Origin of the sequence: Myxococcus eversor, from assembly GCF_010894455.1 — a bacterium.
Taxonomy (GTDB): Bacteria; Myxococcota; Myxococcia; order Myxococcales; family Myxococcaceae; genus Myxococcus; species Myxococcus eversor.
In genome coordinates this window covers 1-26,570 of sequence record NZ_JAAIXY010000014.1, presented here as the reverse complement: position 1 = coordinate 26,570, position 26,570 = coordinate 1, and the positions used below count along the sequence as shown (strand labels likewise).

21 protein-coding genes are annotated in these 26,570 nt (G+C 69.4%); 5 read left to right on the top strand and 16 right to left on the bottom strand.

Annotated elements, in window-relative coordinates; translation table 11 throughout:
* Positions 1 to 7: 7 nt before the first annotated feature.
* The 9 genes from G4D83_RS26480 to G4D83_RS26440 all read right to left on the bottom strand — a co-directional run bounded on the left by G4D83_RS26480 (position 8) and on the right by G4D83_RS26440 (position 11,414).
* Positions 8 to 2,188 carry a sensor histidine kinase gene (locus tag G4D83_RS26480; RefSeq protein WP_240356610.1) on the bottom strand — a complete coding sequence of 727 codons (2,181 nt, stop codon included), beginning with the start codon at positions 2,186 to 2,188 and terminating at the stop codon, positions 8 to 10.
* A gap of 556 nt (positions 2,189 to 2,744) precedes the next feature.
* Entirely contained in the window at positions 2,745 to 4,061 is a 1,317-nt protein-coding gene (locus G4D83_RS26475; RefSeq protein ID WP_240356609.1) for a phenylacetate--CoA ligase family protein, read from the bottom strand.
* Positions 4,058 to 4,624 (bottom strand): hypothetical protein, encoded by a 567-nt coding sequence (locus G4D83_RS26470; RefSeq protein ID WP_163867623.1) that lies wholly within the window; start codon positions 4,622 to 4,624, stop codon positions 4,058 to 4,060. The genes G4D83_RS26475 and G4D83_RS26470 overlap by 4 nt, the downstream gene beginning before the upstream one ends.
* Positions 4,624 to 6,285, bottom strand: a complete 1,662-nt coding sequence (locus G4D83_RS26465; protein ID WP_163867622.1) for a M48 family metalloprotease — start codon at positions 6,283 to 6,285, stop codon at positions 4,624 to 4,626. The genes G4D83_RS26470 and G4D83_RS26465 overlap by 1 nt, the downstream gene beginning before the upstream one ends.
* The gene (locus tag G4D83_RS26460; RefSeq protein WP_205522715.1) at positions 6,282 to 7,109 is read right to left on the bottom strand and encodes a hypothetical protein; all 828 of its coding nucleotides are present in this window, start codon (positions 7,107 to 7,109) and stop codon (positions 6,282 to 6,284) included. The genes G4D83_RS26465 and G4D83_RS26460 overlap by 4 nt, the downstream gene beginning before the upstream one ends.
* Complete coding sequence (locus tag G4D83_RS26455) at positions 7,106 to 8,641, bottom strand: MoxR family ATPase (protein ID WP_163867620.1); 1,536 nt, start codon at positions 8,639 to 8,641, stop codon at positions 7,106 to 7,108. Before G4D83_RS26455 ends, G4D83_RS26460 begins: the two co-directional genes overlap by 4 nt.
* A 51-nt stretch (positions 8,642 to 8,692) precedes the next feature.
* Entirely contained in the window at positions 8,693 to 9,340 is a 648-nt protein-coding gene (locus G4D83_RS26450; protein WP_163867619.1) for a response regulator transcription factor, read from the bottom strand.
* Positions 9,341 to 9,484: 144 nt separating this feature from the next.
* Positions 9,485 to 10,060 carry an imm11 family protein gene (locus G4D83_RS26445; protein ID WP_163867618.1) on the bottom strand — a complete coding sequence of 192 codons (576 nt, stop codon included), beginning with the start codon at positions 10,058 to 10,060 and terminating at the stop codon, positions 9,485 to 9,487.
* Positions 10,061 to 10,079: 19 nt separating this feature from the next.
* Positions 10,080 to 11,414 (bottom strand): AHH domain-containing protein, encoded by a 1,335-nt coding sequence (locus G4D83_RS26440; protein WP_163867617.1) that lies wholly within the window; start codon positions 11,412 to 11,414, stop codon positions 10,080 to 10,082.
* A gap of 226 nt (positions 11,415 to 11,640) precedes the next feature.
* Between G4D83_RS26440 and G4D83_RS26435 the strand changes: the two genes are divergently transcribed.
* Positions 11,641 to 12,828 carry a S41 family peptidase gene (locus G4D83_RS26435; protein ID WP_163867616.1) on the top strand — a complete coding sequence of 396 codons (1,188 nt, stop codon included), beginning with the start codon at positions 11,641 to 11,643 and terminating at the stop codon, positions 12,826 to 12,828.
* A gap of 7 nt (positions 12,829 to 12,835) precedes the next feature.
* On the opposite strand, the gene G4D83_RS26430 is transcribed toward G4D83_RS26435, so the two are convergent.
* Positions 12,836 to 13,204 carry a hypothetical protein gene (locus G4D83_RS26430; RefSeq protein WP_163867615.1) on the bottom strand — a complete coding sequence of 123 codons (369 nt, stop codon included), beginning with the start codon at positions 13,202 to 13,204 and terminating at the stop codon, positions 12,836 to 12,838.
* A 33-nt stretch (positions 13,205 to 13,237) separates the two neighbouring features.
* Entirely contained in the window at positions 13,238 to 14,314 is a 1,077-nt protein-coding gene (locus G4D83_RS26425; protein ID WP_163867614.1) for a dipeptide epimerase, read from the bottom strand.
* 246 nt (positions 14,315 to 14,560) lie between these two features.
* Between G4D83_RS26425 and G4D83_RS26420 the strand changes: the two genes are divergently transcribed.
* Entirely contained in the window at positions 14,561 to 16,585 is a 2,025-nt protein-coding gene (locus tag G4D83_RS26420) for an ATP-binding protein (RefSeq protein WP_163867613.1), read from the top strand.
* On the opposite strand, the gene G4D83_RS26415 is transcribed toward G4D83_RS26420, so the two are convergent.
* Positions 16,586 to 17,275: a suppressor of fused domain protein gene (locus G4D83_RS26415; protein ID WP_163867612.1), complete on the bottom strand. Its 690-nt coding sequence runs from the start codon at positions 17,273 to 17,275 to the stop codon at positions 16,586 to 16,588. It lies immediately after the preceding gene.
* Between the two features lie 193 nt (positions 17,276 to 17,468).
* On the opposite strand from G4D83_RS26415, the gene G4D83_RS26410 reads away from it, so the two are divergent.
* Complete coding sequence (locus G4D83_RS26410) at positions 17,469 to 18,509, top strand: hypothetical protein (protein ID WP_163867611.1); 1,041 nt, start codon at positions 17,469 to 17,471, stop codon at positions 18,507 to 18,509.
* 40 nt (positions 18,510 to 18,549) lie between these two features.
* Here the strand turns inward: G4D83_RS26410 and G4D83_RS26405 are convergent, their stop codons facing one another.
* Together G4D83_RS26405 and G4D83_RS26400 are read right to left on the bottom strand one after the other, a co-directional pair.
* On the bottom strand, positions 18,550 to 19,722 hold the full coding sequence (locus tag G4D83_RS26405; RefSeq protein ID WP_163867610.1) for a GNAT family N-acetyltransferase: 1,173 nt from the start codon (positions 19,720 to 19,722) through the stop codon (positions 18,550 to 18,552).
* 299 nt (positions 19,723 to 20,021) lie between these two features.
* Complete coding sequence (locus tag G4D83_RS26400) at positions 20,022 to 20,819, bottom strand: acyl-CoA desaturase (RefSeq protein ID WP_163867609.1); 798 nt, start codon at positions 20,817 to 20,819, stop codon at positions 20,022 to 20,024.
* Positions 20,820 to 21,036: 217 nt separating this feature from the next.
* On the opposite strand from G4D83_RS26400, the gene bioA reads away from it, so the two are divergent.
* The gene (bioA, locus tag G4D83_RS26395; RefSeq protein ID WP_163867608.1) at positions 21,037 to 22,368 is read left to right on the top strand and encodes an adenosylmethionine--8-amino-7-oxononanoate transaminase; all 1,332 of its coding nucleotides are present in this window, start codon (positions 21,037 to 21,039) and stop codon (positions 22,366 to 22,368) included.
* A gap of 10 nt (positions 22,369 to 22,378) precedes the next feature.
* Here the strand turns inward: bioA and G4D83_RS26390 are convergent, their stop codons facing one another.
* A complete protein-coding gene (locus tag G4D83_RS26390) occupies positions 22,379 to 23,443 on the bottom strand; it encodes an AI-2E family transporter (protein ID WP_240356607.1) in 1,065 nt (354 codons plus the stop codon).
* 241 nt (positions 23,444 to 23,684) lie between these two features.
* Complete coding sequence (locus tag G4D83_RS26385) at positions 23,685 to 24,209, bottom strand: phage tail protein (RefSeq protein WP_163867607.1); 525 nt, start codon at positions 24,207 to 24,209, stop codon at positions 23,685 to 23,687.
* Between the two features lie 683 nt (positions 24,210 to 24,892).
* Here G4D83_RS26385 and G4D83_RS26380 point away from each other — a divergent pair.
* Positions 24,893 to 26,570, top strand: a 1,678-nt coding sequence (locus tag G4D83_RS26380) for a DUF7151 family protein (protein WP_240356605.1), incomplete at its 3' end; no start/stop codon positions are given.

The following is a 26,570-nucleotide window of genomic DNA, read 5'->3' as shown; positions in this document are numbered from 1 at the left end:
GGGGCCTTTACTGTGGCTGGGATGCCGACACGTCAACAGGAAGCGTCCGCTCCCGGGGCAGGTCGACGGTGAAGACGGAGCCTCGGCCCTGCTCGCTCTCCACGCGCACCCGTCCCCCCATGGCCTCCACCAGCGTCCGGGTGATGTAGAGGCCCAGGCCCAGGCCGCCGTAGTGCCGCTCCGACACGGCCCGCTCGAACCGGCCGAAGAGCCGCGGCAGGTGCTCGGGAGCAATCCCGATGCCCTGGTCCCTTACCTTGAGACGCGCGCGGGTGGGGCCCTGCTCCAGGACCAGTTGGATGGGCTTGCCCGAGCCGTACTTCACCGCGTTGTCGATGAGGTTGGTGACCACCTGCTCCAGCCGGAGCCGGTCCCACCGTCCGACGAGGCCCGTCTCGCCGCCCTCCACCTCCAGCGTGGAGCCCGAGCGCGCCGCGTGGGGCTCGTAGCGCACCACCACCTCGCGGATGAGCGCGCCCAGGTCCACGTCCTCCAACTCCAGCGCCAGCCGGCCCGCGGCGATGCGCGACACGTCGAGCAAATCTCCCACGAGCTCCGCCAGCTTCTTCACCTGCCGCGCGCCCGTGTCCACGTAGTTCTTCACCACCGAGTAGGGGATGGAGTCGGGGTGCCGCTCCAGCTCTCGCGCGAGCGCCTGGAGCTTGAGGCTCAGCGGCGTCAGCGGCGTCTTCAGCTCGTGGCTGGCGATGGAGAGGAACTCGTCGCGCAGGCGGATGGCCTCCTGCGCCTCGCGGTACAGGCGCGCGTTCTCCATGGAGAGCGCGGCGCGGTACGCCAGCTCCAGCCCGAAGGCGAGGTCCGCCTGGGTGTAGCGCCGGTTGGAGAACGAGGTGAAGAAGCTGAAGACGCCCAGCGTGTGGCCGCGCACCACCAGCGGCACGGCGATGAAGGAGCGCAGCCCGGTGGCCAGCATCACCCGGGCGTGGTTCTCGCTGTGGGCGCTGCGCTTGATGTGCGCGGGCGTCATCTCCTCCAGCAGAATCGCCTCGCCGCGCAGGAGCGCCGCGGTGGGCGGGTGGCGCGGGTTGCCCTCCGGCATGAGCTGGAAGTTGAGGACCTCCGCGGCGGTGGCCGCGTCCTCGGGGCGCGCGTGGGCGACCTCCAATCGGTGGAAGTTGCCATCCGGTTTCGCCAGGTCCACGAAGCACCAGTCGGCGAGCGCGGGCACCACCAGCTTGGCCAGGTTGCGCATCGTCGCCTCGTAGTCGAGCGAGGACGCGAGCACCGTGCTCACCTCGGCGAGGACGCGGGTGCGGAACTCCGCCTGGCGCAGCTCCGTGGCCAGGGCCTCCGCGCGTTGACGCGCATGCACCAGGTCCGTCACGTCGAAGCCGAAGCCGGCGATGCCGTCCACCTGGCCCTGCGCGTCCCGGGTGGGCTGGTACACCAGGTTGTGGAAGGTCTCCTTCTCCATGCCGTCCGCCTGGAGGATGCGCAGCGGCACGGCGTTGCCCACGAAGGACTCACCCGTGGCGTAGACGCGGTCCAGCACGTCGCGCGCGTCCTCTTCCGCCACCTTCACCACGCCGTCCTGGAAGGGCTTGCCCAGGGTGTCCTTGTTCTTCAACAGCGCGCTGTTGCGCGCGTTGGTGAAGTCGAAGTCGTGCGAGGCGCCGCGCAGGAAGAAGATTTGCGCGGGGGCCTGCATGAAGATGGTGTGCAGGCGCGTCCGAGCGGCCTCTGAGGCGGCGCGGGCGCGGTGCTCACGCTCCAGCAGTCCGGCGCGCTCCTCCAGGGCCCGGCTGAGCGTCACGTTCAGCTTGGTGATGAAGATGGCGAGCAGGCAGAAGATGCCCAGGGACAGCACGTCCGCGGACCGCATCTGGAGCGTCAGGCGCGGCGGGAGGAACTGCTGGTCCACGGCCAGGAGCGACAGCGCCGTGACGAGGAGCGCCGGTCCCCACCCTCCCCACCATCCGGCCACCATGACGGCGCCGTAGAAGAAGAGGAAGGGGCTGGTGGACATCAGCTCCGACAGCTCCAGTTGCAGCAGCAACGCGAAGAGGAAGAAGAGCAGGGCCACGCCATATCGACCGAACCAGGACTTCTGCAGCCAGCTCCAGGCCCTCCGAGGGTCCGGCGTGAGCCGCTGCTCGAGCGGGGTCGACAGGGAGCGCGTGCTCCCCGACGGACGGGTGGGTTCCAGATACGAGATGGGCGTGCGCAAGGCGAGTGGCCTCCTCACGACGAGGTGGCACCGCGAGCGTTCGAAATCGAAACCCTCACGGCGCGAGGCGGGGAACTCGCATGATGGTCCGACTTGGAAGTCGTCTGCCTTCTTCTCGGATGCAAGTGATTGAAGGAACACGCTCGGAAGTTCAAAGCGCGACTTCTTGCTCCGACTTGTTGAGTGGACGGCGGCCCCGAGTGGGACGGGGCGCCACCGACCCGCCATTCCCTGACGCTGACGATGAAGTCTTTCAGGCGTGTTGTTTGTGAATGCCTGGCGCCAGTTCATTGGAGCTTCGAGCATCTGGGTGGGCGGTGTGCACCATTGCGGTGCACCCTCGCACACGCTGGCAGCGCGGCCGGCTGCGTCACTTCGCAGTGGGCGGATACGGGTTGTAGTCCCAGCGCCAGGGCATGTCCGTGGGGACCCTTCACGCTGTTGGAGAGCAGGACGACGCAGCGCGCGCCGCGCTCCAGGCAGAGGGCGAAGTTGTCGGTGTACTCGTCGTGGCCGCCCTTGAAGAAGGCGGGGCCAGGGGCGAGTGGATTCGAGATTACGCAGCGGCGACGCGGCTTCGGAACGGCAGGGGCTTGGCGCTGGTGGCCAGGTCCTCCGCGCTCACGTGCCGCACGTCCAGTCGCGGTGGCTCGCTCCAGCCGAGGTTTCGCAGGGCGGCGACGATGCGCTCACACAGCGGCGTCACTTCCGAGGCTTCCGCGCCGGCCAGCTCCAACTCGAAGCGCGAGCGCTCCACCTGCGTCAGCCGGAAGGCGCGCAGGGCGTGGTGCTTGAACACCCAGGCGAGGGCCCACGCGTCCACCGTCCGGCCCGTGGGTGTCGTGAAGTGGCACGCGCCCCGGCCGCCGAAGCGCTCCAACGTCCAGCCGTGGAAGCCGCAGGCACACGCGTCCCTGTCCACCGTGCCCGCATCCCCCGGCAGGTAGCGCAGCAGGGGCAGCACGCTGGGACGAAGCCGCGTCACCACCACCTCGTCGAGCCCCGGCTCCAGCCACACGTCGGGCGCGAGGACATGGAAGCGTCCCGGCCCGCCCAGGCACTCCCAGGCGAGCGGCCCCGTCTCCGTCGTCGCGTAGTAGTTCAAGAGCGGCGCGGGCACCGTGCGCGCCAGGGCCTCCCTCGTGTCCTGGGGCAGGTACTGCGCGGAGGTGAGAATCAGCGCGGGCGCGGGGAGGTCGCGCTGCTCGGAGAGCCAGCGCAGCCCCTCCGGGTCCGAGAACAGGACGGCGGGACGCACGCGGCACAGGCGCTCGCGCGCATCGTCTCGCAGCACGGAGATGCGGTGCAGCGCTCCGTCATGGAGGATGGGAAGCCGCACCGAGTACTCGAGTCCCCCCGGCAGCGCATCCAGCAGCACCACGCGGGGCCTCGGCGGCAACACGGCCCGCGCGCGCTCCAGCCAGAAGCGCAGCACCGCCCACATGTGCAGGCAGTCGAGCCTGTCTCGCACCACCTTCACCGGCTCGCCCGTGGAGCCGGAGCTCCTCACCACCACGCTCTCGTCCTCGCGGGACAGGGGCGTGGGCACCTCGTCCCAGTGTCGCGCCAGCGTGCCTCGCTCCAACTTGGGGAGGTGCCTCAGGTCCGCGAGCGTCTGGAGGTCTCCGGGGTGCAGCCCCGCGTCCCGCAGTCGCCGCGTGTAATAGGGCGAAGCGAGCAGCGCGGCACGCAGCCCCGCCAGTCGCGACTCCAGCTCCGCGCGGGCCGCTGTCTCGTCAGGGAGGGCGGCGAAGCGGGACAGGCCCCCGGCGATGGACTCCGCCCACGGGACATGGGGACGCTGGGTGCCCGTGTCCCGGCGGATGTTCGCGCGAGGCGCCACGCGTGCATCCGAGGGGAGGCCCAACGTCACTCGCGCCAACCTCGCGCGTCGGCGGCGCGCTGGGCCGCATCCGCGAGGTCCTTGGCGCGCTTGTCCGCTTCCTTGCGCCGGGCCGCCTCCGCCCGCTGCATCTCCTGGAGCGCCTCGCGGTAGTCGAGCTGCTTCAGTCGCGCGGCGGTCTCCCGGGTCGACTCGTCCTTCACCTGCCCGTCCACCGCGTGCACCCACTTGCGCAGGAACTCCTCCTGACGGAAGGCGTTGGAGCGAATCATCTCCGCCGTCAGCGGCTCCACCTGCACGAAGAAGCCCTTCATCACCGTGGCGGAGTCGGTGTTCTTCCTCAGCATCGCCGCCGTCTCCGCCCCCAGCGTGGAGGACGTCAGCACGTACGCGAGCATCACCACCTGCTCCCGCCACAGCGCGGGTGTCTTCGCCCTGCGCTCCAGGTCCTCCCAGTCCCCTCGCGACGGAGGACGCACTCCCGCGAGGCGGAAGGTGTCGCAGATGATGGCCACCGCGAGGTCGTGCGGATACGGCGACACGAGGGGCACGTCGGTGAGCTGTTTCTGGATGTTCTTGACGTCGAAGGCCATCACTTCTCCAGCAGAGCCTGGGACAAGGCCGCGGCGGCGGGGCCGAAGTCCGACAACCATTTCACCACCACCAGGCGGAAGTTGCGCTCCTTCAGCACGGGCGCCAGCACCTGCCTCGCATGATGCTCGTCCGCCAGGGACAGCAAGGCGACGAGCAGGCGAGAGCGTCGCGTCGCCTCCACGAGAATCTTCACGTGTTCGTCCGTCGCCACGTTCGACAGGAAGTCGCTGTCGGAGATGATGACGCGCATCGCGTCCGGTCGCTCCTTGGACAGCGTGCGCAGCACGTCGAAGGGGAACATCGTCCCTCCGCCGATGTAGTGCAGCAGGAACTCGCGCGCCGTCTCCTCGTCGTACATCCACGGGGAGACCTTGGGATGGGTGTGCGAGTAGATGATGCCGCGCACCTTCGCCTTTTTTCGCAGCGCCGAGGCGGACAGCACCTGCGCCGCCAGCGTCATCGTGTTGAGCTGCGCGTCCGGGTTCGGCATCGAGCCGCTGGTGTCCAGGTACAGCTCCACCGAGGGCACATCCAGCTCGGACGCGGGGGGCACGTCGGCCTCCAGCTCACGGCGCAGCGGCGACACGGCCGCGAGGTGTCCCTGCGCGAGCACCGTCAACGTCCAGTCGATGGTGGACGGGTCGTCGCCGTACTCCCACGCCTCGGGAGTGGTGCGCAGGTACGGCTCCGGCTTCGACGGCGCGGACGGGAGCTTCAGCAAGTGCTGGTCGACCAGCCGCCTGTAATGCCGAGCCACCAGCGCGCGGCGCAGCTTTCCACCTCCCTTGCCGGGCAGGTGCCGGGTGACGCGGTCGATGTGGTCCAGTGCGTCCGGCGCCTTCGTGTCGTGGGACTCGGCGAGCCAGCCCTTCTCGCGAGCCTCCTCCAGTGCATCTTCCCACCGGCCACCGCTCTGGAGCGCGGAGTCCCAGTCGTCCACGTCCGGCTGCGACACGTCGTCACCCAGCGGGAGCGTGTACGTCGTCTCCTCGAGCGTGCCGAGATAGCGGATGAAGGTGGCGCAGAAGTAGAGGAACTGGAGGCGCGGGTGCGGCAGCGCATAGAAGGTCTGCGCGAACATGCGCGCCTCCGTGCGCAGGCCGGGGAACCGCTCCTCCATCGGCGCGAGCGCCTCGAAGGGCACCAGGTCTCCAGGCTCGCGTCCCCACAGCTCCTCGTAGATGGCGAGGTAGAAGAAGAACAGCGGCGAGACTTCGCCTCCGCCCTTGGTGCGCTGGAAGCCGCGATACACCCGGCACAGGTCCTCGGGGTGCGTGCGGCCCACGAACTCGTTCACCTGGAGGTCGTAGAAGAGGTTGGTGAGGGACTGCTTCAGGCCCGGGAGCAGCCGCTGCTCCATGACGCGCAGCTCCGCGTCCCAGCCGAGCGTGTGTGGGAAGCGCGCGTGGTGGCCGATTTCGTGCGCGAGCACCGCCATCAAACTGTCGGCGGCGCCCATGGACTCGAGCAGCTCGAAGTGGACGAACACCTGACGCTTCGCGAGGTCGATGTACGCGAGCGGCTCGTTCGCGTGGTCCGCGTCTGGGTGGAAGGGGACGTGGGGCTCCGGTGGGCTGAGCCGCACCTGCACGTCCCACAGCGCCAGCGCGTCCCGCCAGCACCGCGCGATGTGCTCGGGCGTGAAGCGCGACGTGCTCATACGGGCACGAGCACCACGACGTGCTGCGAGGTGTCCAGCGTGCCCGCGGCGCGCCAGTCATTCGTCACGGTGGCGAACCACGAGTCCACGCGTGCGTCCCTCCACGTCACCGTGGACAGGTGCGGGCTCTGCTGAAGCGTCTTCTCGGGTGTCTCGCGACAGCCCATGGCGCCGAGGGGAATCGGCGTGTCCGACAGGAGCAGGCCCTGCGTGGCCGCCTCGCGCCCGGCGACGGCGTGGCGGTGACGGTCGTGCACGCACAGCACCGTGGGCGCGAGGAAGTGCAGCGGGCCGGGCAGGAAGCGGCCGTCCTCGCGGGACAGGTCCACGAGGAAGGGCTGGGCCTTGTCGCCGAGCTTCACCGAGGGAGGTTCCATCGCGAGCGCGGCGGTCTCTCTCAGGCGCTCTTCGATATCGGTGAGCGAGCCGAGCCGCTGGCTCACACGATAGAAGATGCGCTGCACCCACGGTGGGGCGGACTCGAGGTTCTCTCCCACGTTCCACAGCTGCGCGAGCACTCCGGCGCGCTGGGCCTCGGGGACTCCGGCGAGCAGGCGGGGGACCAGGTCCGTCCACGCGAGGGTGAAGAGGTTCTGCCGACCCGCGGTTGTCGGATACAGGTAGCCCAGGCCGATGGCCTCGGCGCCCAGGCGCAGGTACGCGCGCAGCAGCTCCTCTGCTTCGGAAGTGGAGGCGCCCGTCTGGGCCAGGGACGCTCCGAGCCGCTGCGCGGGCCCTTCGAGCAGCGCGCGCCACAGGTCCGAGTCCCACCGCACGAAGCGGCCCTTCGCGCTGGCTTCCAGCTCGTCCGCGAAGCCGCTCATGGCTGGCCGCCCGGGTTTTCCTTCAGCCACGTCGCGTAGTTCCGGTAGCGGCTGTACATGGACTTCAGGTGGATGAGGTCCTCGTAGATGGGGCCGGACAGCTCCTGCTTGGTGAGCAGCTCGTTCATCAGCGCGGTGACGGTGGTGAGGCGCTTCTCGGTGGTGCGCAGGTCGATGCCGGACAGGCCCTTGTCCAGCTCGGTGCGCAGCACGCCGACCTTGCGGCGGATGGGCTCGTGCTTGTCGTAGTGGCCCATGGCCATGTCGAACATGTTCCGAATCCAGGCGACGCGGTCCTGGAGGAGCATCTTGTTGCCGCGCACCTCGAAGAAGGCGCTGCGGGTGTTGGGGACGAGCTTCTCGTGCAGCACCCACGGGGCGATTTGACGGAAGTCCTCCAGCTCCACGGTGTCGTGGCCCCGGAAGAAGGCGAGCGCCTTCGCGTAGTGGAGGATGGTCTGGTAGGCGCGCACGCTGACGCCGTTCTCCGTCTGCGTGCAGAGGTGCACCTTCTTGTCGAGCGGGCACTGCTCGTTGCACACGGCGGCGACCGTCTGGCCCGCGAGCTTGAGGGTGTCCTTGTGCTTGAACTCGAAGCGGGGCGAGGCCATGCGGCAGAAGTCGAGCTGGCCCAGGAAGAAGGCGACGCGCTCCAGGACGGGACGTGGCACTTCGACTTCGAGGATGGAGGCGTAGGCGCGCTCCAACTCGCCGGGGGTGAAGACGACGTCCTTGGGGAGGAGCTCCTCGGGGGACTTGTCGGCTTCGATGCGCTGGAGGAGGGTGTCGATGAAGTTCGAGTTGAAGGGGACGGCGCGGACGACGACGTCGATGCGGTCCTTGAGGGCGTCGATGACCTGGAAGGTGCCGCCGCCCTGGTCGTCATTGGCGGTGAGGAACCAGGACGAGCGGCCGGTGTAGACGTACTGGTCCATCATCTCCGCGTAGCCCTCGGCGAGGAGGGAGAGGAGTGCGGACTGCGTCTTGGTGGGGATGCGGTTGTACTCGTCGATGATTTTGACGCGCTGGGTGATCCACTTGCGCCAGCTCACCTTGACGGCGGAGAGGTCCTCCGCCTTGAGCATGTCGGAGGGGAGGGGCGCGCCGAGCAGGTCGGCGATGGAGAGCTGGGGGTGGCCGCGCTGGATGGAGCGGTGGATGTCCTCGCGGGACATGCCGGACAGCAGGGCCATGAGGATGGCGGAGGTGGTTTTTCCGCGTCCGGGGCCGCCGATGAGGAGGGCTCGGCGGCAGGTGAAGAGGGTGAGCAGGGGGATGAGGACGAAGGAGCTGTAGCTCATGTCCTCGGGGAGATGGAGCTCGTCGCCGCTGGCGCTCTTGAGGGCGGCGGCCTGGCCGAACTCGATGTCGTAGTAGGGGCAGATGACGGCGTTGTTGGTGATCCACCAGTACGCCTGCCGCATCTTGTCGTGGAGGCTGCCGCCGTCACGCTCGGAGAGGTGGACGTTGAGCCCCTTGTCCACCGACGCGCGCCCGGAGAGCAGGCGCGACACCCAATCCTGATTGGCCATACGACGCGCAGCCTAGCATCCGGGACGCGGGGTGGGGTGGGGCTCCTGTGGCTACAGCGTGACGAGGCCCATTCGCGCGGCGCGGACGACGGCTTCGGTTCGACGCTGGACGCCCAGCTTTCCGAGCACCGCGTTCACGTGGAACTTGGCTGTGTGCTCGCTGATGGAGAGCCGGTCCGCGATGGCCTTGTTCGACAGGCCCTCCGCCAGCAAGGCGAGCACTTCCCGCTCGCGGGGCGTGAGCGCATCGGGGCCCAGGGTACTGCTTCCGGGTAAGGCCGTGGACCTCGTGGACGCTCTCAACTCCGAGAGTCCTGGGTCGAACACCACGAGCCCGCGCGCCACCGCGAGCAGGGCCGCCGTGAGCGGCATGGGCGCCACATCCCGGAACAGCAATCCCTTCGCACCCGCTGTCAGCGCCAGCTCGCCCGCTGCCTCGTCCGCCACCAGCGCGAGCACGGGCGCACCCAGGTCCGGTGCCTCCACGCGCGCCTCCGCCTCTGACAGGCGCAACCCCGTGTCCCAGAGCACCACGTCGAAGGCGTCGCCTCGCGTGGACTCCAGCTCGACCTGGGTGCCAGACGCCACCGTGAGCAGCTCGCTCCCCTGGTCGCCGAGCACCCGTGAGAGCGCACCCCGAGCGAGCGGGTCTTCCGCGACGAGCGCGAGACGCAGTGGGGCGAGGGGGGCATCCAACACGGGACCTCTTCATTAACGAGGGAGCCTGCACTCCGCTCGGGACGACGTCTCCAGCCGCTGGAGCGCACCCCTTGAGAGGTCACGCCCAGCCCGCTGCCTGTCCATGAAGTAGTTTGAAGAGATGCCGGGAGCTACGTTGTCCGCTCAGACTTCCTCGAACTTCGCCCCTGTGACTTTCGCGCGCTCCAGGGCCACCTTGAGGTCCTCGGAGATGACGAGGGCGATCTCCCATCCCCAGGTGCGGAAGACCTTCGCGCCGCCTACTTTCGTGCGGTCGATCCGCATCCCCGCCACGCTGCGGTACTGACCGAGCTTTTCCGGTCGCTCATCCTCGGGCTTCCAATACATTATCTCCTCCGAGGCTTCGTCATCGATGCAGCGGATCAGCTTTGTGGCGATGAGCAAGACATGCTGTTCCGGGCGACCTTCGACATCGACGGGTATCAATTGCACATCATCGGGCGCCAGCTCAGCGAAGATGTTGGCCACCCTGACGTGGACAACGGGAGCCATGCCAGCGCCCGCCGCGCAGTAGTCCAACCACCTTCCAGGCTCCTCGATGGGAAACGTCAGACGGCCCGTTATCTGGAGGGGCCGTCCCTCGGCGAATTGCCAGATGTCTTCGACCTCGTTGCCCGTCTCTTCCAGCGGGTCCCCCAGAGACCAGTTCCCGGCTTGTATGTCTGGCTTGAGCCTGAAGTATCGAGACGGATTCGGCATGGTGGACTTCCTAGAGTCCTCACGGGTCCCGAGTCAAAAGCCTGTGGATTTTTGTTCCTTGAGTCTGCGCTTCTCTGGCGAGCTTGCGTAGCTCCTCCGTGAGGGCCTTCCGGCAATCCTCCACCTTTCGGCACTGTCCCAAGGCCGACCTCAGGCGCTCGTAGACGTACTCGTGATACTGCTGCGGATGCGGCCCCTTGTGACCCACGACTTCGACGAGGTTCTCCTGGTCTTTCAGGTCCATCCCGGCCCTTCGGAAGAGCTTTCGGAACTCCGGCGTCCAGGGCCCGCCGCGCGCGGCGGAGACATCGTTCTTGTTCGTGGCGATGTGATGGCGCTCGCCACGCCCGCTCTGGCTCGCCATGGCCACGGCGTTCGGAGCGAGCGCGATGGTGAAGCCCTCCGCCGTCAAGGCGACTGAACTCACGCTGCCCACGGCCGCGTACTGGAGGCCCGCTTGGGACTCCACGGCCATGGCCGCCTGGGCGGAGCCCGGCAACCCCACTGACTTCGCCGCCAGCCCCGCCGTGTTCCCAATGGCCACCGTGGCCAGCATGACGAAGACGCGCGCCGCGTTCTCCCCGAGCACCTCGCCGTACGCCTCCCCCGCCGCCTGGAGTTGCTCGAAGCTCGTCGCCCGGTCCACCTGGCGCACCAGCGTCAGCCACCCGTCCAGCATGCTCCACACCGTGTCCACGCCCAGGTAGGCGATGAGGCAGGCCGTCAGGGTCGCCGCCACGCCTTTACTCACCGGCTCCGGCAGCGACCACAAGAGCAGGTACATCGTCGCGGAGGCGGCGATACCAGCCACGACTGCCTGGGGGTCCGTCATGCCCTCCAATGCTTCGGAGGTCTCCTCCCAGACCGAGTCCATGGCGATGGCCAGGGCCCAGGTGTACTTGCCATCGCTGGCCAGCAGCGGGCCCTCGTCCAGCAGGCGCAAGCAATCCCCGGGTCGGTTCTTCCTCTTGCACCACTGGCCGTAGGCGCGCGTCAGCGCCTCGTCCGCGTAGTCCTCCAACAGGCGGGGGCCGTCCACCTCCCCTCCTCGCTGGGGGATGAGTCGCGAGGACCCACGCTCATACCCATACACCCCACTCCGCGACGGAACGCCGAACCGGTCCCGCGCGACCTGCATGGGATTGCGAGAGGGGGGAACATCCCGTGCCAGCTCGGTGAGGGCCACCTCGAATTCGTCGTCTTCGAGTACCGCCGCACTCACTTCCGCGTCGGGCTCCTCGTGAGGAGTGACGAGGAAGGAGTCCTCCCCGGTCTCCAGCCGCACGACTCGACTCGTCGCGCAGCCGGTGGCGGCCATCAACAGGAGCAGCGACACCACCCAACGAAGCGTCATGGTAGGCCCCGGCAAGAGGCCCGCCGCGAGGCGGGCACACCCTGGCAGTACCAGACGACGCTGACAGGCGACTCAATGAGTCAGTACCCCAGGCCACCTGGGAGCTACGTGTCCGCTCGGACCTCGCCCCCGTGACTTTCGTGCGCTCCAGGGCCGCCTCTCCTCGACCATGAAGAAGTTTGGGTACTGTCCACGGTGGTGAAGGTGTCAGGAGGAACTCGAAGCCATGGTGAAGCGCCTCTATCCTCGAATTTTGTTGGTCGTCGCCCTGCTCACCACCGCGACCCACGCCGCGTCCCCGTTCCTGAAGCCCGGTGACGAAGTCGTCGAATATGTCCGCACGCGCTTCCATGACGCGAAGCGGGGTGAGGCCTGGGCCGCGAAGCACCAGGGCTATGGCGCCGCCGCCACCCACGCGGAGGACTTCGCCCGCCTCACGCGCACCGCCCTCGCCGAGCTCAACGCCTCCCACACCGCCCTCTACCCGCGCGGCAGCGAGGGCTTCGCCGGCCTGTCCTCCATCTTCCAGCGCCACCTCAAGCTCCCCAAGGTCGACGCCCCCAGCATCGGCGCCGATGTCACGGAGACCCCCGAAGGCTTCTTCGTCCGCCACGTCTTCGCCAACGGCCCCGCCGCCAAGGCCGGCCTGCTTCGCGGCGATCGCCTCATCTCCATCAATGACAAACCCCTCAAGTCACTGACCTCGCTCGCGAGCCGCGTCGGCAAGTCCACGCGCTTCTCCGTCGAGCGCACCCAAGGCGCCACGCCGCTCAACCTCACCATCACCCCGCGCATCATCAACCCCAAGACAGAGTGGCTCGACACCCAGAAGGCCAGCTCGCGCATCGTCGAACGTGGCGGCCGTCGCGTGGCCTACCAGCAGCTCTACTCGTGCGCCGGCCCCGAGCATCAGGACCTGCTCGAGGAGACCCTCGCCGGAGAGTTCTCCGACGCGGACGCACTGGTCATCGACTTCCGCGACGGCTGGGGCGGCTGCAATCCCACCCTCCTCAACCTCTTCAACCGCACCGTCCCCGTCTTCACCCGCATCAGCCGCGAGGGCCGCCGCAACGACTGGTCCGCCACCTGGCGAAAGCCCGTCGTCCTGCTCGTCAACGGCAACTCCCGCAGTGGCAAGGAGATGGTGGCCCTCGTCATGAAACAGCACGCCCTGGCCACCCTCGTCGGTCAACGCACCGCCGGCGCCGTCCTCGCCGGCACTCCGCTGCGCCTGTCCAACGGCGACCTGCTCTACCTCGCCGTGGAGGACATCGAAGTCGACGGCGTCCGCCTCGAAGGCCAGGGCGTCCCCGTGGACGTGGAGGTCCCCGACTCGCTCCCCTTCGCCGCCGGCAAGGACCCGCAGCTCGACAAGGCGCTCGACGTGGCGTCGGTCGCGCTCTCGCCGCGCTGAACCCGCTTCAGTGCTTCGAGGTGCCGTACAGGTACGCGAGCCCCGCCGCGAGCAGCACCAACATGCCCAGCATGCTCCACGTCACGATGGAGCAGCCCGGCGACGCGCGGGAGATGACGGGCAGCTTCTGCGTCTTCAGCTCCTCCACGAGCTGTGACATCTGCCCCGTGTCGTAGGTCACCGGCTCGCCCACCCGAATCTTCCGCCCGAACTCCTTCAGCGCCTCCTCGGAGTAGAACCGCTCCGAGAGCAGCAGGCTGCGCGCCTGGAGCATCCGGTCCGTCCCGCCGCGAGCGGGGTCCAGTCCGCAGCCGTCACACGGGTCGAAAGCGCCTTCCTTCGTCTCGCCGCATCCCACACAGACGGCCACGCTCATGGCTCCATCCTAGCTCGATGATTCACGCGCGAGTCACACCAGCGTGACGCCGTGCCCCACCGCATCCGCGTCCAGGTGCAGCCGCGCGCCCTCGTAGCGCAGCCCTCCCTGGAACGGATGCCGAGCGATGAACAGCGGCGTGTCCAGGTCCGCGTAAGTGAAGCCACCCAGCCCCGACGCCAGATGCGCCGACGCGCTCATCGCCAGCACGCTCTCCACCATCCCTCCCACCATCAGCTCCATCCCCGCCGCTCGCGCCAGGCTCCACATCGTCAGCGCCTCCACCACGCCGCACTTCATCGTCTTGATGTTGATGCCGTGCGCCGCCCCCTCGCGGATGAGCCGCAGCACGTCCTTCGCCGAGCGCGCTGACTCGTCCGCGCAGATGCGCACCTTGGAGCGCCGACAGACTTCCGCCATGCCCGCGAAGTCCGCCGCCGGCACCGGCTGCTCCAACAGCGCGAGCGGCACGTCCGCCCGCTCCAGCTCCTTCAAGAACGCCAGCGCCTCCGCCACGTCGTAACCGCCATTCGCATCCGCGAACAGCCGCGCCTGGGGCGCCACCTCGTGAATCGCCACCATCCGCGCCGCGTCCTCGTCCGGCGCGAGCGCCCCCACCTTCACCTTCAGCGTGGTGATGCCTCGCTTCAAGATGGCTCGCGCCGACTCCGCCGCGTGCGGCACATCACCCGCCGTCACCGTCATGTCGATGTCCAGCACCGTCCCCGCGCCGCCGAACATGACGTACAGCGGCACGCGGTGATGCCGCGCCAGCGCATCCAGCACCGCCATCTCCACCCCCGCGCGTCCCGCCGGCGCCAGCGCGAGCCCATCCCCGAGCGCCTCCGACAACGGCCGCCACGCACGCACGTCCTTGCCCAACAGCCCCGCCTGCATCGCCTCCAGCGCCGCGAGCGTGCCCGACTGCGTCTCCCCACTCACGGCGGGGAAGGGCGCCGCCTCGCCCAGCCCCACCGTGCCGTCCGCCAGCGTCAATCGCACCAGCACGTTCTGCGCGACGTGCTGCGCCCCCGTGGCGATGGCGAACGGCTCCGTCAACGGCAAGTCGAGCGGCGTGAAGCTGACGGAGGTGATGAGCGTGGGCGTCATGTCGAGTGGCGCATCCTGGTCCGCTCCCTGGAAAGAAGGGGACACGAGAGAGGTAGGTTCATCGTATTCAACCCGGTGCTCCAAGGTGTCAGGGAGGAGGATGTGTGCCTCGCAGCCTCGGCTTGTGCCTGCCGCCCTTTCATGGCGACATGCGGGGACTCCGGACGTTTCCAGGAATTGCCGCCCCGTGATGGGGTTCCGGAGCTTTTGCCTCCGGGTGTTGTGGATGTCCGGAGCGGGCGGGGCATGTCGGCGACGGACACGAGACAGGCAGTCCCGGGCGCGGATGCGCTGCTGGATGCACTGGAGGAGGCGGAGCGCCATGACTCGGAAGGGTGCATGGTGTTGCGCGCCGTGCGCGACGAGTCCGGCGTCATCACCGACTTCGAGTGGCTCTGGTCCAACCCCGCCGCGTCGCGCGCGCTGGGCCGGGGCACCGACTCGCTGCGCGGCCTGAGGCTGAAGGACATGTCCCCCGTCGCCGGCCTGGGCGGACGGCTGGCGGTGCTCAAGCAGGTGGTGGAGTCAGGCAGGCCCGCCGCGGACAGCTTCCCGGAAGGGGATGCGTGGTTGCTCGGCACCGCGGTGCCGCTGCGCGACGGTGTGCTGTTGCGCCTGCGCGACGTCACCAGCGCCCTGCGCATGGAAGAGGGTCTGCGCGACACGCTGGACTGGGTGCGCGACGTGCTGGAGAGCACGCCCGAGGCCTTCTTCACCGTGGACGCCGAGTGGCGCATCACCTACGTCAACCGGCAGGCCGCCGAAATCACCGGCCGCACGCAGGAGCAGGTCTTCCGCAAGCTGCTGTGGCAGGCCTGTCCGGAGCTGGTCGGCACGCTGTTCGAGCGAGAGCTGCGCCGTGTCGCCGCCGAAGGCTCCTCCACCATCTTCGAGGTGCGCACCTCCCCGGACCGGTGGCACGAGGTGCACGCCTGGTGCTCGGGCCAGAACGTCTCCGTCTTCTCGCGCGACGTCACCGGCAAGAAGCGCGCGGAGGCGGAGCGCGATGCCCTGCTGACGCGCGAGCACTCCGGACGACTCGAAGCGGAGGCCCTGGTGCGTGAGCGCACCGAGGAGCTGGTCGCCGCGCGCGAGCGCCTGGTGCAGTCGGAGAAGCTGGCCATGGCGGGGCAGCTCGCCGAGGGCGTGGGCCACGAAATCAACAACCCGCTCTCCTATGTCAGCGGCAACCTCCAGTTCGCGCTGGAGCAGTTGGAGCTGTCGATGGAGGGGGGCGTCCTCGGAAAGAACGCGCCCCTGGCCGAGGCGCTGGAGGCGCTGCGCGAGGCCCGCGAGGGCGCCGAGCGCATCCGCGTCATCGTCCGTGACTTGCAGACGTTCGCCCGCGCGGACGAGCCACACCTGTCCCCGGTGGACGTGCACGCGGCGCTGGAGTTCGGGCTCTCCATGGCCATGCCGCACCTGCGCTACCGCGCGGAGGTGGAGCGCCGCTTCGCCGAGGTGCCCACGGTGATGGCGCACGAGGCGCGGCTGGGGCAGGTGTTCCTGCACCTGCTCGTCAACGCGGCGCATGCGATTCCGGAGGGGGACTTCACCCGGCACCGCGTCACGCTCTCCACGCGAGTGGAGGGGCCGTGGGTGGTGGTGGAGGTGTCGGACACGGGCCACGGCATGACGCCCGAGGTCGCCGAGCGCGTCTTCGAGCCCTTCTTCACCACGCGCGCGGTGGGCGAGGGCAGCGGACTGGGCTTGTCCACGAGCCTGGGCATGGTGCGCAGCATGCGCGGGGAGCTCACCGTCAACACGACGCCGGGCCTGGGCAGCACCTTCAGCGTGCGCCTGCCGATGACGGAGGCGGTGCCGGACGCGGTGGCGAAGGGCGCGACGCAGGACGTGCCGGAGCGCAAGCGGGTGCTGGTGGTGGACGACGAGCCGCAGCTCGCGTCGCTCCTGCGGCGGCTGCTCGGCAAGCACCACGAGGTGGTGGTGACGCACAGCGGGCGGGAAGCGCTGGAGCTGCTGGAGCGGGACGCGGACTTCGACCGCGTCTTCTGCGACTTGATGATGGCGGATGTGACGGGGATGGACCTGCACGCGGAGCTGCTGTCGCGCGGGCCGGAGCTGCTGTCGCGCTTCGTCTTCATGACGGGCGGCGCGTTCACCGAGCGGGCGCGCACCTTCCTGCAGACGGTGCCGCTGCCTCGAATCGAGAAGCCGTTCGACCCGGGGACGCTGCGGGCGCTGGTGGAGGGAGCACCTCCGCGCGCCAGGGCCCTGGGGCCGCTGGCGCGCGTGGCTCGGAGCGGGTGACTACAGCTTCACTTCCTCGCGGTCCGGGTGGGTGATGTACCCGGTGCCGGCGGCAATCAGCCTCTCCATCAGCTTGTCCAGGCCGTTGGAGCGCGCGAAGGCCATCTCGTTCTTGGTGACGCCCACGAGCGTGAGCAGCTCCACCCTGCCGCTGGGCAGGATGAAGTGGTCGGGGCGGGACGGGTCCTTGACGAAGACGAAGCCGCCCAGCTTGGAGTCTCCGCCGTCGAGCGCGCCTTCCACCGGGTAGCGGTGGTTGAGGGCGAAGGCGCGCAACGTCACGAGGTTGTAGGCCATCATGTCCAGCAGCCGGAACACGGGCCACTTGGCCTGCTCCGGCGTGTGGATGACCATCTCGTAACCGAGGCCACTGGGTGACTCGTCGGGGAACTCCTCACCAGGGACCACGGTGAAGGGGTTGGACAGCCCGCTGGTGACATAGGTCCAGTAGGGGTAGTCCGGGCTCGGCGACGCGACGCGCACGCCCATGGGGCCCCAGTTGGGGTCCGCTTCACCTTCTACCTGTGCGAGGTCGCTCTCCATCCAGGCTTGGATGGCATCCGTCTGGTCGAGGGTGAAGACGCCTTCATCAATGGCGCCGAACGTCTTGGGGTACTCGACTTCATCGCGGTCCGCCCAGCAGTCCTCGTACCACTGCAGGAAGTCTTCGTTCGTCTCCGGTGCTTTCATGACGGCCCCACTCTAGAGGGTCACCCCGGTTTCACAACTTCCACGTGAGGGTCCCCCCTCGCGGCTGGCGGATGGGAAACAGGGGCCCTCCCTCCCGGCTGCCCTCCGGAGCCTCGGAAAGGGTGGGGGCGCTGGCCTGTCTCCCCCTGGTGGGATAGGCGGGGAGCCGAGGTTTCCGCCTGGGAGGGGCCGCGTGGAGCATGCGTTTCGGGGCGTCGTGTCGGGAGGCTGCATCCGTGACGCGCAGGAGCTGATGCTGGTCGTCAGCCACCCCCATCCGGACAATGACTTCGGAGGCGGTCCGGGCCCGGTCGAGGAGTGGAACCAGCCCGTGGACGCGGAGGCGTACTGGGGCCTGGTCGACTCCGACTCCGACCCGGACGACGCCAGGTTCGAGGTGGATGATTACCAGCATGTAGCGGTGCGCACGGCGGGCGCGTGGACCCTGGAGAGGGCAGTGGTGGTGGGGACCATCGACGCCCTGTGTCGACTGGGAGCCAACCGCCATGGGGCGTTGGTCTCGTATGGCGGCTCGGCGCACTTCCTGGCCATCCGTTCGAGCGAAAGCGGGAAGTGGGAGTCGCTGGAGTACGAGGGCGTTCCGGTGGGTCTGGTGGAGACGCGGGTGTGCTTCAGCGGTGAGGACATCGTGATGGCGGGGAGCCGGGGTTTCGAGCTCGACTCGCCCGCGGAGGTAGGGCTGCTCGTGCGCGCCGAGGGGGCCCTGCGCTGGACGCAGTCGCTGGGGCAGTTGCCGGGGCGGGTGCTCGCGCTGGACAGCTGTCCAGGGGCGGATGGGGCGCGGGTGCTCTACGCGGGCGGCCGGAGCATCTGGATGCATGGGGAGGGCGGCTGGCGCGAGGTCCATTCGTTCCCGCGCGGGGAGGTGTCGTTCGTGCGGTGTTTCCCCTCGGGCGATGTGGTCGCCGGGACGACGCAGGGGGACGTCATCCTGGGCACGGCGGAGGCGTGTCGCGTCGTCGCTCGCGTCGGGCGCATCCACTCGGCCGAGCGGTGGAATGGCGAGTTCTTCGTGGCGGATGAGGACAACGTCTACCGCGTGGATGCCTCGGGCTTCGAGCGGTGTGCCGTTCCCAAGGAGTCGTCCGTGGCGAGGAACGTGTCGGACGTGGGCCGGCTCGTCGTGGGAGATGACCGGCTGTGGCTGGCCGGAAGCCACGTGCTGGCCTCGAGTGTGGACGGGAAGCGTTGGACGACACACCCGGTCCGGTGAGCCAGGTGTCTGTCTGGGATTGGGCCCGAGCGGTCCCTGTCTAGGTTTTCGGCAGGGGCCAGGGCTTGAGACCGGAGATCTGCTCCGCCTCTTCCACCGCCATGCTCAATCGTGCGCGCTCGCGTCTCACGTAGTCGCGCACCGCGCTGTCCAACCGGCGGTCGAAAATCACGTGCGCGCTGTGCACCGCCGTGGGCTCGAAGCCCCGGGACACCTTGTGCTCGCCACCCGCGCCCGGCTCGAACACCTTGCGCCCCGCTCGGATGCAGTCGTCCACCGAGTGGTACAGGCACACGTGGAAGTGCAGGAACGGATGCGTCTCGGTGCTCCCCCAATAGCGTCCGTACAGCCGCTCCTTCGTCGCCAGGTTGAAGGCCCCCGCGATGACCCGTCCCTCGCGCACCGCCTCCACCATCTCCACCGTGTCCGGCATCGCCTTGAACACTCGCGAGAAGAACCCCGGTGTGAGCTGTATCCGGCCCCAGGAGTGTCGCTCGCACGTGGCCTCGTAGAACGCATACGCGCGCTTCGCGTGCGCCGGTGTCAGCTCCTCGCTTCGCACCGTGCGCAGCGTGATTCCCTGCGTGGCCGCCGCCGCCCGCTCGCGCTTGAACTGATTGCGTCGCTTGGAGTCGAAGCGCGACAGGTATTCGTCGTAGCTGGCGTAGCCCGGGTTCTTCCACTGGAACTGGAGCGTCACCCGCCGCGCCAGCCCCTGCTCCTCCAGGAAGTCCGCCTCCTCGTCCGTCGGATACAGGATGTGCACGGAGGAGCACCCCGTCTCCTGCGCGCTCTCCACCGCCGCGGACAGCAGCGCCTTGCGCAACGCCGGCACGTCCTCCCCCTGGGCGATGAGCATGCGCGGCACCGTGGCCGGGGACAGCGGCCCTCCGACGATGAGCTTCGGGTAGTACTCCACCCCGAGCCGGGCCGCCGCATCCGCCCACCCGAAGTCGTAGATGTACTCACCCATGCTGTGGAACTTCCGGTACGCGGGCGCTGCCGCCACCAGCTTCTTGCCTCGCCACAGCGTCAGGTGGTGCGGCGCCCAACCCGTTTCCTCGGTCGCGCTGCCGCTCTCCTCCATCGCCGCCAGCCAGGCGTGGCGCGCGAAGGGCGGCGCGTCCGGACCGGCGAGCGCGTCCCAGTCAGCGGCCGGGACGTCTGTCACTGCGTCGAGGATGCGGAGGCGGAGTGAGGTGTCTGTGGGCACGGGGGTGGGTTTTAACGCGCGCCCCGCGTTCGCGCCGCCTGGCCGTGGGCTTGTGTCGGCCTCCGGCCCGCCTACCCGCCAGCTCGCTCTGATCCGCGCGCCCCTGCCGGGCTCGGGCTCGGCTCGCGGCCTCTCGGAGGCGCGGCGCTCGCGTGTCCTGGCTGCCAGGAGGCCCGTTCACCGAGGAGCCTCCTCGGTTCGGCGCGCTGGCGGTCCTTCCAGCCAGGCGGCCCGTTCGCCGGGGGAGGAGGCTTCGGGGCCTCTTCCCTCCGGTTCGGTCCACTCAGGGGACGACGGACTCAGGCCGCCCGGGCGGCGCCCGCGTCGTGCGCGGCCTCTCGCCGAGGCTCCGGCCACACCGCCCGCTGCGGCGTCGCGATGCGGATGACCCCCAGCTTCGCCAGCACGCGCATCACCTGCCACGTGGGGTCGATTTCGAACTTGCGCGCCGCGAAGTTGGGGCTGCTGCCGAACTTGTGGTGGTTGTTCTGGAACAGCTCACCCATGCAGAGCACCTCGATGGGCAGCGTGTTGCGCGACTTGTCGCCGCCTTCGAAGTTCCGGTAGCCGTACTTGTGCCCGCACCAGTTCACGATGGCCCCGTGCACAGGTCCCATCAGGAAGTGCACCGGCAACAGCAGGAACTGCCAGGGCGCCGTCGCGAAGGCCACGTAGAACGACGTGTACAGCCCCACCCAGAACACCGTCGCCGCCCAGGACGTGCGCAGCGTGTCGTCCACCAACGGCCACTCGGGATAGCCGCCGAGGAACCGGGCCTCCGGCTGCCCCCGGCCCGCCGTGTAGTCCTCGTAGCGCTTCTTCGTGTGCAACATCATCCGGAACACGTCCGTGAAGAAGTGCGGCGAGTGCGGGTCCTTCTCCGTGTCCGAGAAGGCATGGTGCTCGCGGTGCAGAATCGCGTAGGCCTTGGGCGACAGGTACGACGAGCCCTGCACCAGGTACGTGAGCAGGTGCATCACCCGCTCCGTGCGCGGACCCATGGTGTACATGCGGTGCGCGGAGTACCGGTGCTGGAAGAAGCTCTGGAAGAAGACACAGAGCAGCCAGTGCGAAACGAAGAAGACGAGGACGGCCATGGCGCTTTCCCGGGTCGGTGTCAGAGCCAGGAAAACACCGGCCATGTCATGGCCACGTCATCCCCGGCCGGAAGTTGCCCCCGGAAGGCGGCCGGGTGGGCCCTGACTTCAGGCCCCCATCAGTCGGACGCACCGCGCCAGGGCATGACGCGCGATGACAGGGGCTCGATTTCCGGTACGGAGCACCTCCTCACACTCGTCGAGAAGGGGTGCACACGTGGAGCGGGCCGACATCGTCAAGCTGGACAAGGGGCACGTCTGGCACCCGTACACCGCCATGGAGGCGTACATCGCGGGGACCGACCCGCTGGTCATCTCCCGCGCGGAGGGGCCCTACCTCTTCGACGTGGATGGCCGGCGCTACCTCGACGCGAATGGCTCCTGGTGGGTGTCCACCCTGGGCCACCGCCACCCGCGCCTCCTGCGCGCCCTCACCGAGCAGGCGGGCAGGCTGCCGCATGTCTCGCTCGCGGGCATCACCCACGAGCCCGCCGCGGCGCTCGCCTCGGAGCTGGCGGCGATTGCGCCTGGCGCGGACCGGCCGGAGCTGCCCGCCGGTGAGCGGCTGACGCGCGCCTTCTTCTCCGACAACGGCAGCACCGCGGTGGAGGTGGCCATCAAGATGACCGCCCAGTACTGGGCGCAGAACGGCCAGCCTGGGCGCACGCGCTTCATCACCCTCTCCGGCGCGTTCCACGGGGAGACCATCGGCTCCACCAGCGTGGGCGGCGTGCCCCTGTTCCGCGAGGTCTTCGGACCGCTCCTCTTCGACGTGGTGCACGTGCCGTCTCCGGCGGAGGAGGGTGGCTGGGAGCGCGCCTTCGCCCAGGTCCAGGCCGCGCTGCGCGAGCACCCGGACGAAATCGCCGGCGTCATCGTCGAGCCCATCATCCAGGGCGCCGCCGGCATGCAGATGTACTCGCCGGACTTCCTGCGCGCGGTGCGCGAGGCCACCCGCGCGGTGGACACCTTCCTCATCGCCGACGAGGTCTTCACCGGCCTGGGCCGCACGGGGGCTCGCTTCGCCGTGGACCTGGCGGGCGTGGTGCCGGACCTGCTCTGTCTGGCCAAGGCCCTCTCGGGCGGACTGATGCCGTTCGCCGTGACGCTCGCGTCCGAGCGCATCTTCTCGGGCTTCCTCGGGGCCGCGTCGCGCGCGCTGTACTACGGGCACTCGTACTGCGGCAACCCGCTGGGCGCGGCCGTCGCCCGCGAAGTGCTGGCCGTGTATCGCGACGAGGACGTGCTGGGGCAGGTGGCTCGCAAGGCGCCGAAGGTGAAGGCCGCCTTCGAGCGCATGGCGGCGACGCTCCCCGGGCTCGTGCGTCCGCGCGCCATCGGCATGGTGGGCGCGGTGGACCTGGGCGGCGGAGGGTATCTCGCGAGCAGCGGGTGGCGCGTGTACGAGGCGGCGCGGCGACGCGGGCTCTACCTGCGCCCGCTCGGGGACACCGTGTACATCGCGCCCGCGCTCAACATCCCCGACGCCGCGCTCGACGAGCTGCTGGCCGGCGTGGAGGAGTCGCTGCGAGAGGTGGCGCGCGGCTGACGGAAGCTCGTCAGGACGGCCCGGGTGGCAACACGGAGGAGCCCACGCGGGCGAGGCTGCGCTCCTGTCGGAACAGGAGCATCTCCCGGATGAGAATCTGCACCGTGGCCGCGACGGGCACCGCCACCACCGCGCCGACGACGCCCGCCAGCTCCGCGCAGAACAGCACCGCCAGCAGGATGAGCAGCGGGTTGACGTGCACCGTGCGCCGGAACACGAGCGGCGCCAGCACGTTGCCCTCCAACTGCCCGTACAGCACGAAGTACGTCAGCACCCCCAGCGCCATCCACATCCCGCCCGTCGCCCACGTCAGCAGCGTGATGAGGCTTCCCGCCATCACCGGCCCCGCGTAGGGCACCATGCTGGAGAAGCCACTCACGATGCCCAGCGGCAGGAAGTACGGCACCCCCAGCACCGCCAGCACCGTGGACGTGAGCAGCGCGTTGAAGGTGCAGATGAGCGTGAGCCCCATCAGGTACCCACCCGTGGCCCGGTACACGTTGCGCAGCACGCGCACGTAGCGCATCCGGTGCTCCGGCGTCGGCAAATCCAGCAGCCGCTTCAACAGTCCCCCTCCGAAGACGAGCATGAAGACGACGAGGAAGAAGACGCTGAGCGCCCCTCCCACCAGCCCCACCATGCTGCCGATGGCCTGCACCACCAGCCTCGGCAACGTCCCCGTGGCGAGCTCCGGCGTGGCGTCCTCGAGCTGCCGCGCCCACCCCAGGTTCTGCAGCCGCTCGCTCAGCCCCCGGAAGGGACGTGACTCGCGCACCTCCTGCCAGAGGTGGGGCCACTGCACCACCAGCGCATCCACCTGCGCCGCCGCCGCCGGAATCACCAGCAACGCCAGCAGCGCCAGCACCGTCAGCGCGGCGAGCAACATCGTCGCGATGGCCAGCGCCCGCGGCATCTTCCACCGCTCCAGCCGCGAGACGCCGTGCTCCAGCGCCAGCGCCAGCAGCGCCGCGATGCCCGTCAGCGTCAGGGCGACCCGCGTGCGCACCACCAGCACCACGAGCGCCAGCACCGCCAGCACCACGAAGCACACGGTGAGCACCGTCTTCGGTGTCACCTGGGAGCCCTGCCTCGTATCCCCCTGCTCCGCCACCGGACCCCCACGCGACGCGCGCCTCGCCTCGTGGGGTATGCAGTGCCGCGCCTGGATGCCAGCCTCCCCGCACCGAGGCGCCGGTGGATGTCAGGTCCGCCTCACCCGTGCCCCGGACTCCAGGCACGGCGTGTTCAGGCGCGGACACTGACGATGCCGCACGCGCCCCGCTCCAAGAGGCGCGTCTCGCCCGTGAACTCCGGCGTCAGTTGCGCGAGGGGAAGACGCCTTCCATCGCGATGATGAAGTTGAGGCACAGGAACGGCGACATGTTGTTGTGCGGCTGGTTGCCGCCCGCGATTCCGATGGCGGCCGGGTTCATCGTCCCGTCGATGGGCGCGGCCCGGTAGTTGAGGACCGTCGCCGTGCTGTCCGTCGCCAGCACCACGCCGATGGGGGTCTCCGTGTCGCCCTGCTGCGAGCTGACGTTGAGCGTGTGGTTGTGCGCCGGCATCTGCGTCGAAACCAGCGTCACCGTCTCAGTACCGCCCTGCTCACCCAGCGTCCGCGGCGACAGGCCCGGCCCCTGGCCTGGCTGCATGGGATAGCGACCGCGCAGGTCCGGCAGCGCGAAGGTCGTCGTCCCATTGCCTCCATACGTCGTGCCCAGGATGGAGAAGAGCGCGGTGTTCTGCGCGATGGGGAGAATCTGGCCCTGGCAGAACTGCCAACCCCGCGGAGCAAAGTTTCCCGCGAAAAGCTTGATTTCACCGATATAGGGCTCGGACACGTGTACGCCTTTCGTTGCTTGAGTGTGTGTGTTTCACGCGAAACTCAGCACGCGTTTGTGTCCTGAGCAAAGCATCGGCCACTCTTCATACGTGGGTCACTTTGGAGTCGGGGCGCGCTGTGGGGCGCCTGCTTCCAGAGTGGGCGTGAAGACTTCGCGTCATGTGCCTTGTCGCGTCATGCGTTCCGGCGTGACGCGAGTCGCGTTCGCACGGAACGCGAGGGGAGGGCTATTTCACGCGAGCCCTTTCAGGTCACAATCCCTCACGCCCTGCTGAGTGGGGCGCACACCCCAAGCAAATCCATCCTGGCTCGTGACTTGCTCTGCGCTGCGGCCCTGAGTTGCACGACGAGGAGAACCACCCCATGGCTCATATGAACTGGCGACACCCCACGTACTGGACGCGGGGCCTGCGCGCGCTACCGATGACGGCGCTGTTGCTGTTGTCCGCCTGCAAAGAAGGCTCGGAGGGCCCTCAAGGTCCCCAGGGGCCGCAAGGTCCCGCGGGTCCCGCCGGTCCAACGGGCACTCAAGGTCCCGCCGGTTCAGAAGGCGCGCAGGGCGAGGTGGGCCCCAAGGGAGACAACGGTGACGTGGGTCCAGTCGGCCCAGTGGGGCCGCAAGGTCCCGAGGGTCCCGCGGGTCCCGCCAACGGGCCTCGGGGTGAGGAAGGAAAGCCCGCCGTGGCCCGTACGACCGTGGAGCCCGCGGGTGCCAACTGCGCCACCGGCGGCGTGAAGCTGGAGGCGGGCGTCGACGACAACGAGGACGACGACCTGGATGACGAAGAGGTGGATGTCACCAGCTACGTGTGCAACGGCGCGCAGGGTCCGCAGGGTGTCGAAGGTCCTCGTGGCGCCGAGGGTCCTCGTGGCGCCGAGGGTCCGCAGGGGCCGCAGGGACAGCAGGGCGTCCAGGGTCCGCAGGGTGAGGTCGGCGCGACGGGCGGCGTGGGCCCCGTGGGTCCGGTGGGGCCCGTGGGCCCGGTGGGGCCTCAAGGGCCTCAGGGCGGGACGGGGCCGGAGGGGCAGCAGGGACAGCAGGGCGCCACGGGCTTGAGCGCGCTGGTGCGCACGTCGGCCGAAGGGGCCGGAGCGAACTGCGCCACCGGTGGCGTGAAGCTGGAAGTGGGCGTGGACACCAACCGCAATGGCACGCTGGACACCGCCGAGGTCAACGATGCGCTGACGCGCTTCGTGTGCGCGGGGCCCCAGGGTCCGCAGGGCGTGCAAGGGCAGACGGGTCCGCAGGGTCTGCAAGGGCAGACGGGTCCGCAGGGCGCCGCGGGCCTCCACTCGGTGGCGGCGACGGCCGCCGAGCCGGCGGGCGCCAACTGCGCCACGGGCGGTGTGCGGCTCCAGTTCGGGCAGGACGCCAACGGCAACGGCGCGCTGGACGCGGGTGAGGTCAATGCGGCGCTGACGCGGTACGTGTGCGCGGGGGCCCAGGGTCCCCAGGGCGTTCCCGGTGCGACGGGCGCGCAGGGTACGCCGGGCACCCCCGGTGCAACGGGTGCGACGGGCGCGACGGGTGCAACCGGCGCGACGGGTCCGCAGGGGCCGGCGGGTTCGACGGGCGTCTATGGTGACGGCTCGGGTGGCGCGCTGACCGTCGCCTCCGGCAACACGTTGGACCTCACCACGGCCGGTGGCTTCAACACCCTGGCGGGGCGGCAGCACCTCCAGTTCACGACGGTGACTGTCACCGGCACCCTCATCGTTCCGAGCGGCACGGTCATCCGCGCCACGGGGGACGTCACCATCAACGGCACCATCATCGTGGACCAGGGCACCGAGGACAGCGGCGCGGGTCCCGCGACGGCGGGCGTGTCCCGGTCCGCCGCTGGCGAGCCGCAGAAGGGCCTGGGCCTGCAGCCGCTCCAGGCCGCGCAGCTCCTGCGGCCGGGTCCCACGGGCGGTGGCTCAGGCGCGAAGGTCGCGGGGGTGACGGGCTCCGGAGGTGGCGGCTCGCTGGTCATCCTCTCGCAGGGCACGGTGCGGGTGCCATCGGGCGGCGTCATCAACGCGAATGGCGATGCGGGCGGTCCCGCGGTGAGCAACACCGTCGGCGCTGGCGGTGGCGCGGGTGGAGTCGTCGTCATCGTGGGCAAGGTCAACGTGACGGTGGGGGGATTCATCCGCGCGGTGGGCGCTCGCGGTGGAGATGCCAACAACGCGGGCGGCGCGGGCAAGGGCGGTGGCGGCGGTGGCGGTGGCGGCATCATCCACCTGCTCTCCAGCGCCAGTCCCGCCATCACGGGCACCCTCGACGTGAGTGGCGGCGCGGCGGGCACCACGGCTCCTCCCCAGGGCGCGAGCACCGCCACCACGGCGGGCGGCGGCGGCGGCGCGATGGGTGGTG

What these genes read in the sequence shown, in the direction of transcription:
- G4D83_RS26470 (WP_163867623.1), bottom strand. Translation starts at nt 4,624, where the DNA reads ATGGCCTTCGACGTCAAGAACATCCAGAAACAGCTCACCGACGTGCCC.
- G4D83_RS26465 (WP_163867622.1), bottom strand. Translation starts at nt 6,285, where the DNA reads ATGAGCACGTCGCGCTTCACGCCCGAGCACATCGCGCGGTGCTGGCGG.
- G4D83_RS26460 (WP_205522715.1), bottom strand. Translation starts at nt 7,109, where the DNA reads ATGAGCGGCTTCGCGGACGAGCTGGAAGCCAGCGCGAAGGGCCGCTTC.
- G4D83_RS26455 (WP_163867620.1), bottom strand. Translation starts at nt 8,641, where the DNA reads ATGGCCAATCAGGATTGGGTGTCGCGCCTGCTCTCCGGGCGCGCGTCG.
- G4D83_RS26445 (WP_163867618.1), bottom strand. Translation starts at nt 10,060, where the DNA reads ATGCCGAATCCGTCTCGATACTTCAGGCTCAAGCCAGACATACAAGCC.
- G4D83_RS26440 (WP_163867617.1), bottom strand. Translation starts at nt 11,414, where the DNA reads ATGACGCTTCGTTGGGTGGTGTCGCTGCTCCTGTTGATGGCCGCCACC.
- G4D83_RS26435 (WP_163867616.1), top strand. Translation starts at nt 11,641, where the DNA reads ATGGTGAAGCGCCTCTATCCTCGAATTTTGTTGGTCGTCGCCCTGCTC.
- G4D83_RS26430 (WP_163867615.1), bottom strand. Translation starts at nt 13,204, where the DNA reads ATGAGCGTGGCCGTCTGTGTGGGATGCGGCGAGACGAAGGAAGGCGCT.
- G4D83_RS26425 (WP_163867614.1), bottom strand. Translation starts at nt 14,314, where the DNA reads ATGACGCCCACGCTCATCACCTCCGTCAGCTTCACGCCGCTCGACTTG.
- G4D83_RS26420 (WP_163867613.1), top strand. Translation starts at nt 14,561, where the DNA reads ATGTCGGCGACGGACACGAGACAGGCAGTCCCGGGCGCGGATGCGCTG.
- G4D83_RS26415 (WP_163867612.1), bottom strand. Translation starts at nt 17,275, where the DNA reads ATGAAAGCACCGGAGACGAACGAAGACTTCCTGCAGTGGTACGAGGAC.
- G4D83_RS26400 (WP_163867609.1), bottom strand. Translation starts at nt 20,819, where the DNA reads ATGGCCGTCCTCGTCTTCTTCGTTTCGCACTGGCTGCTCTGTGTCTTC.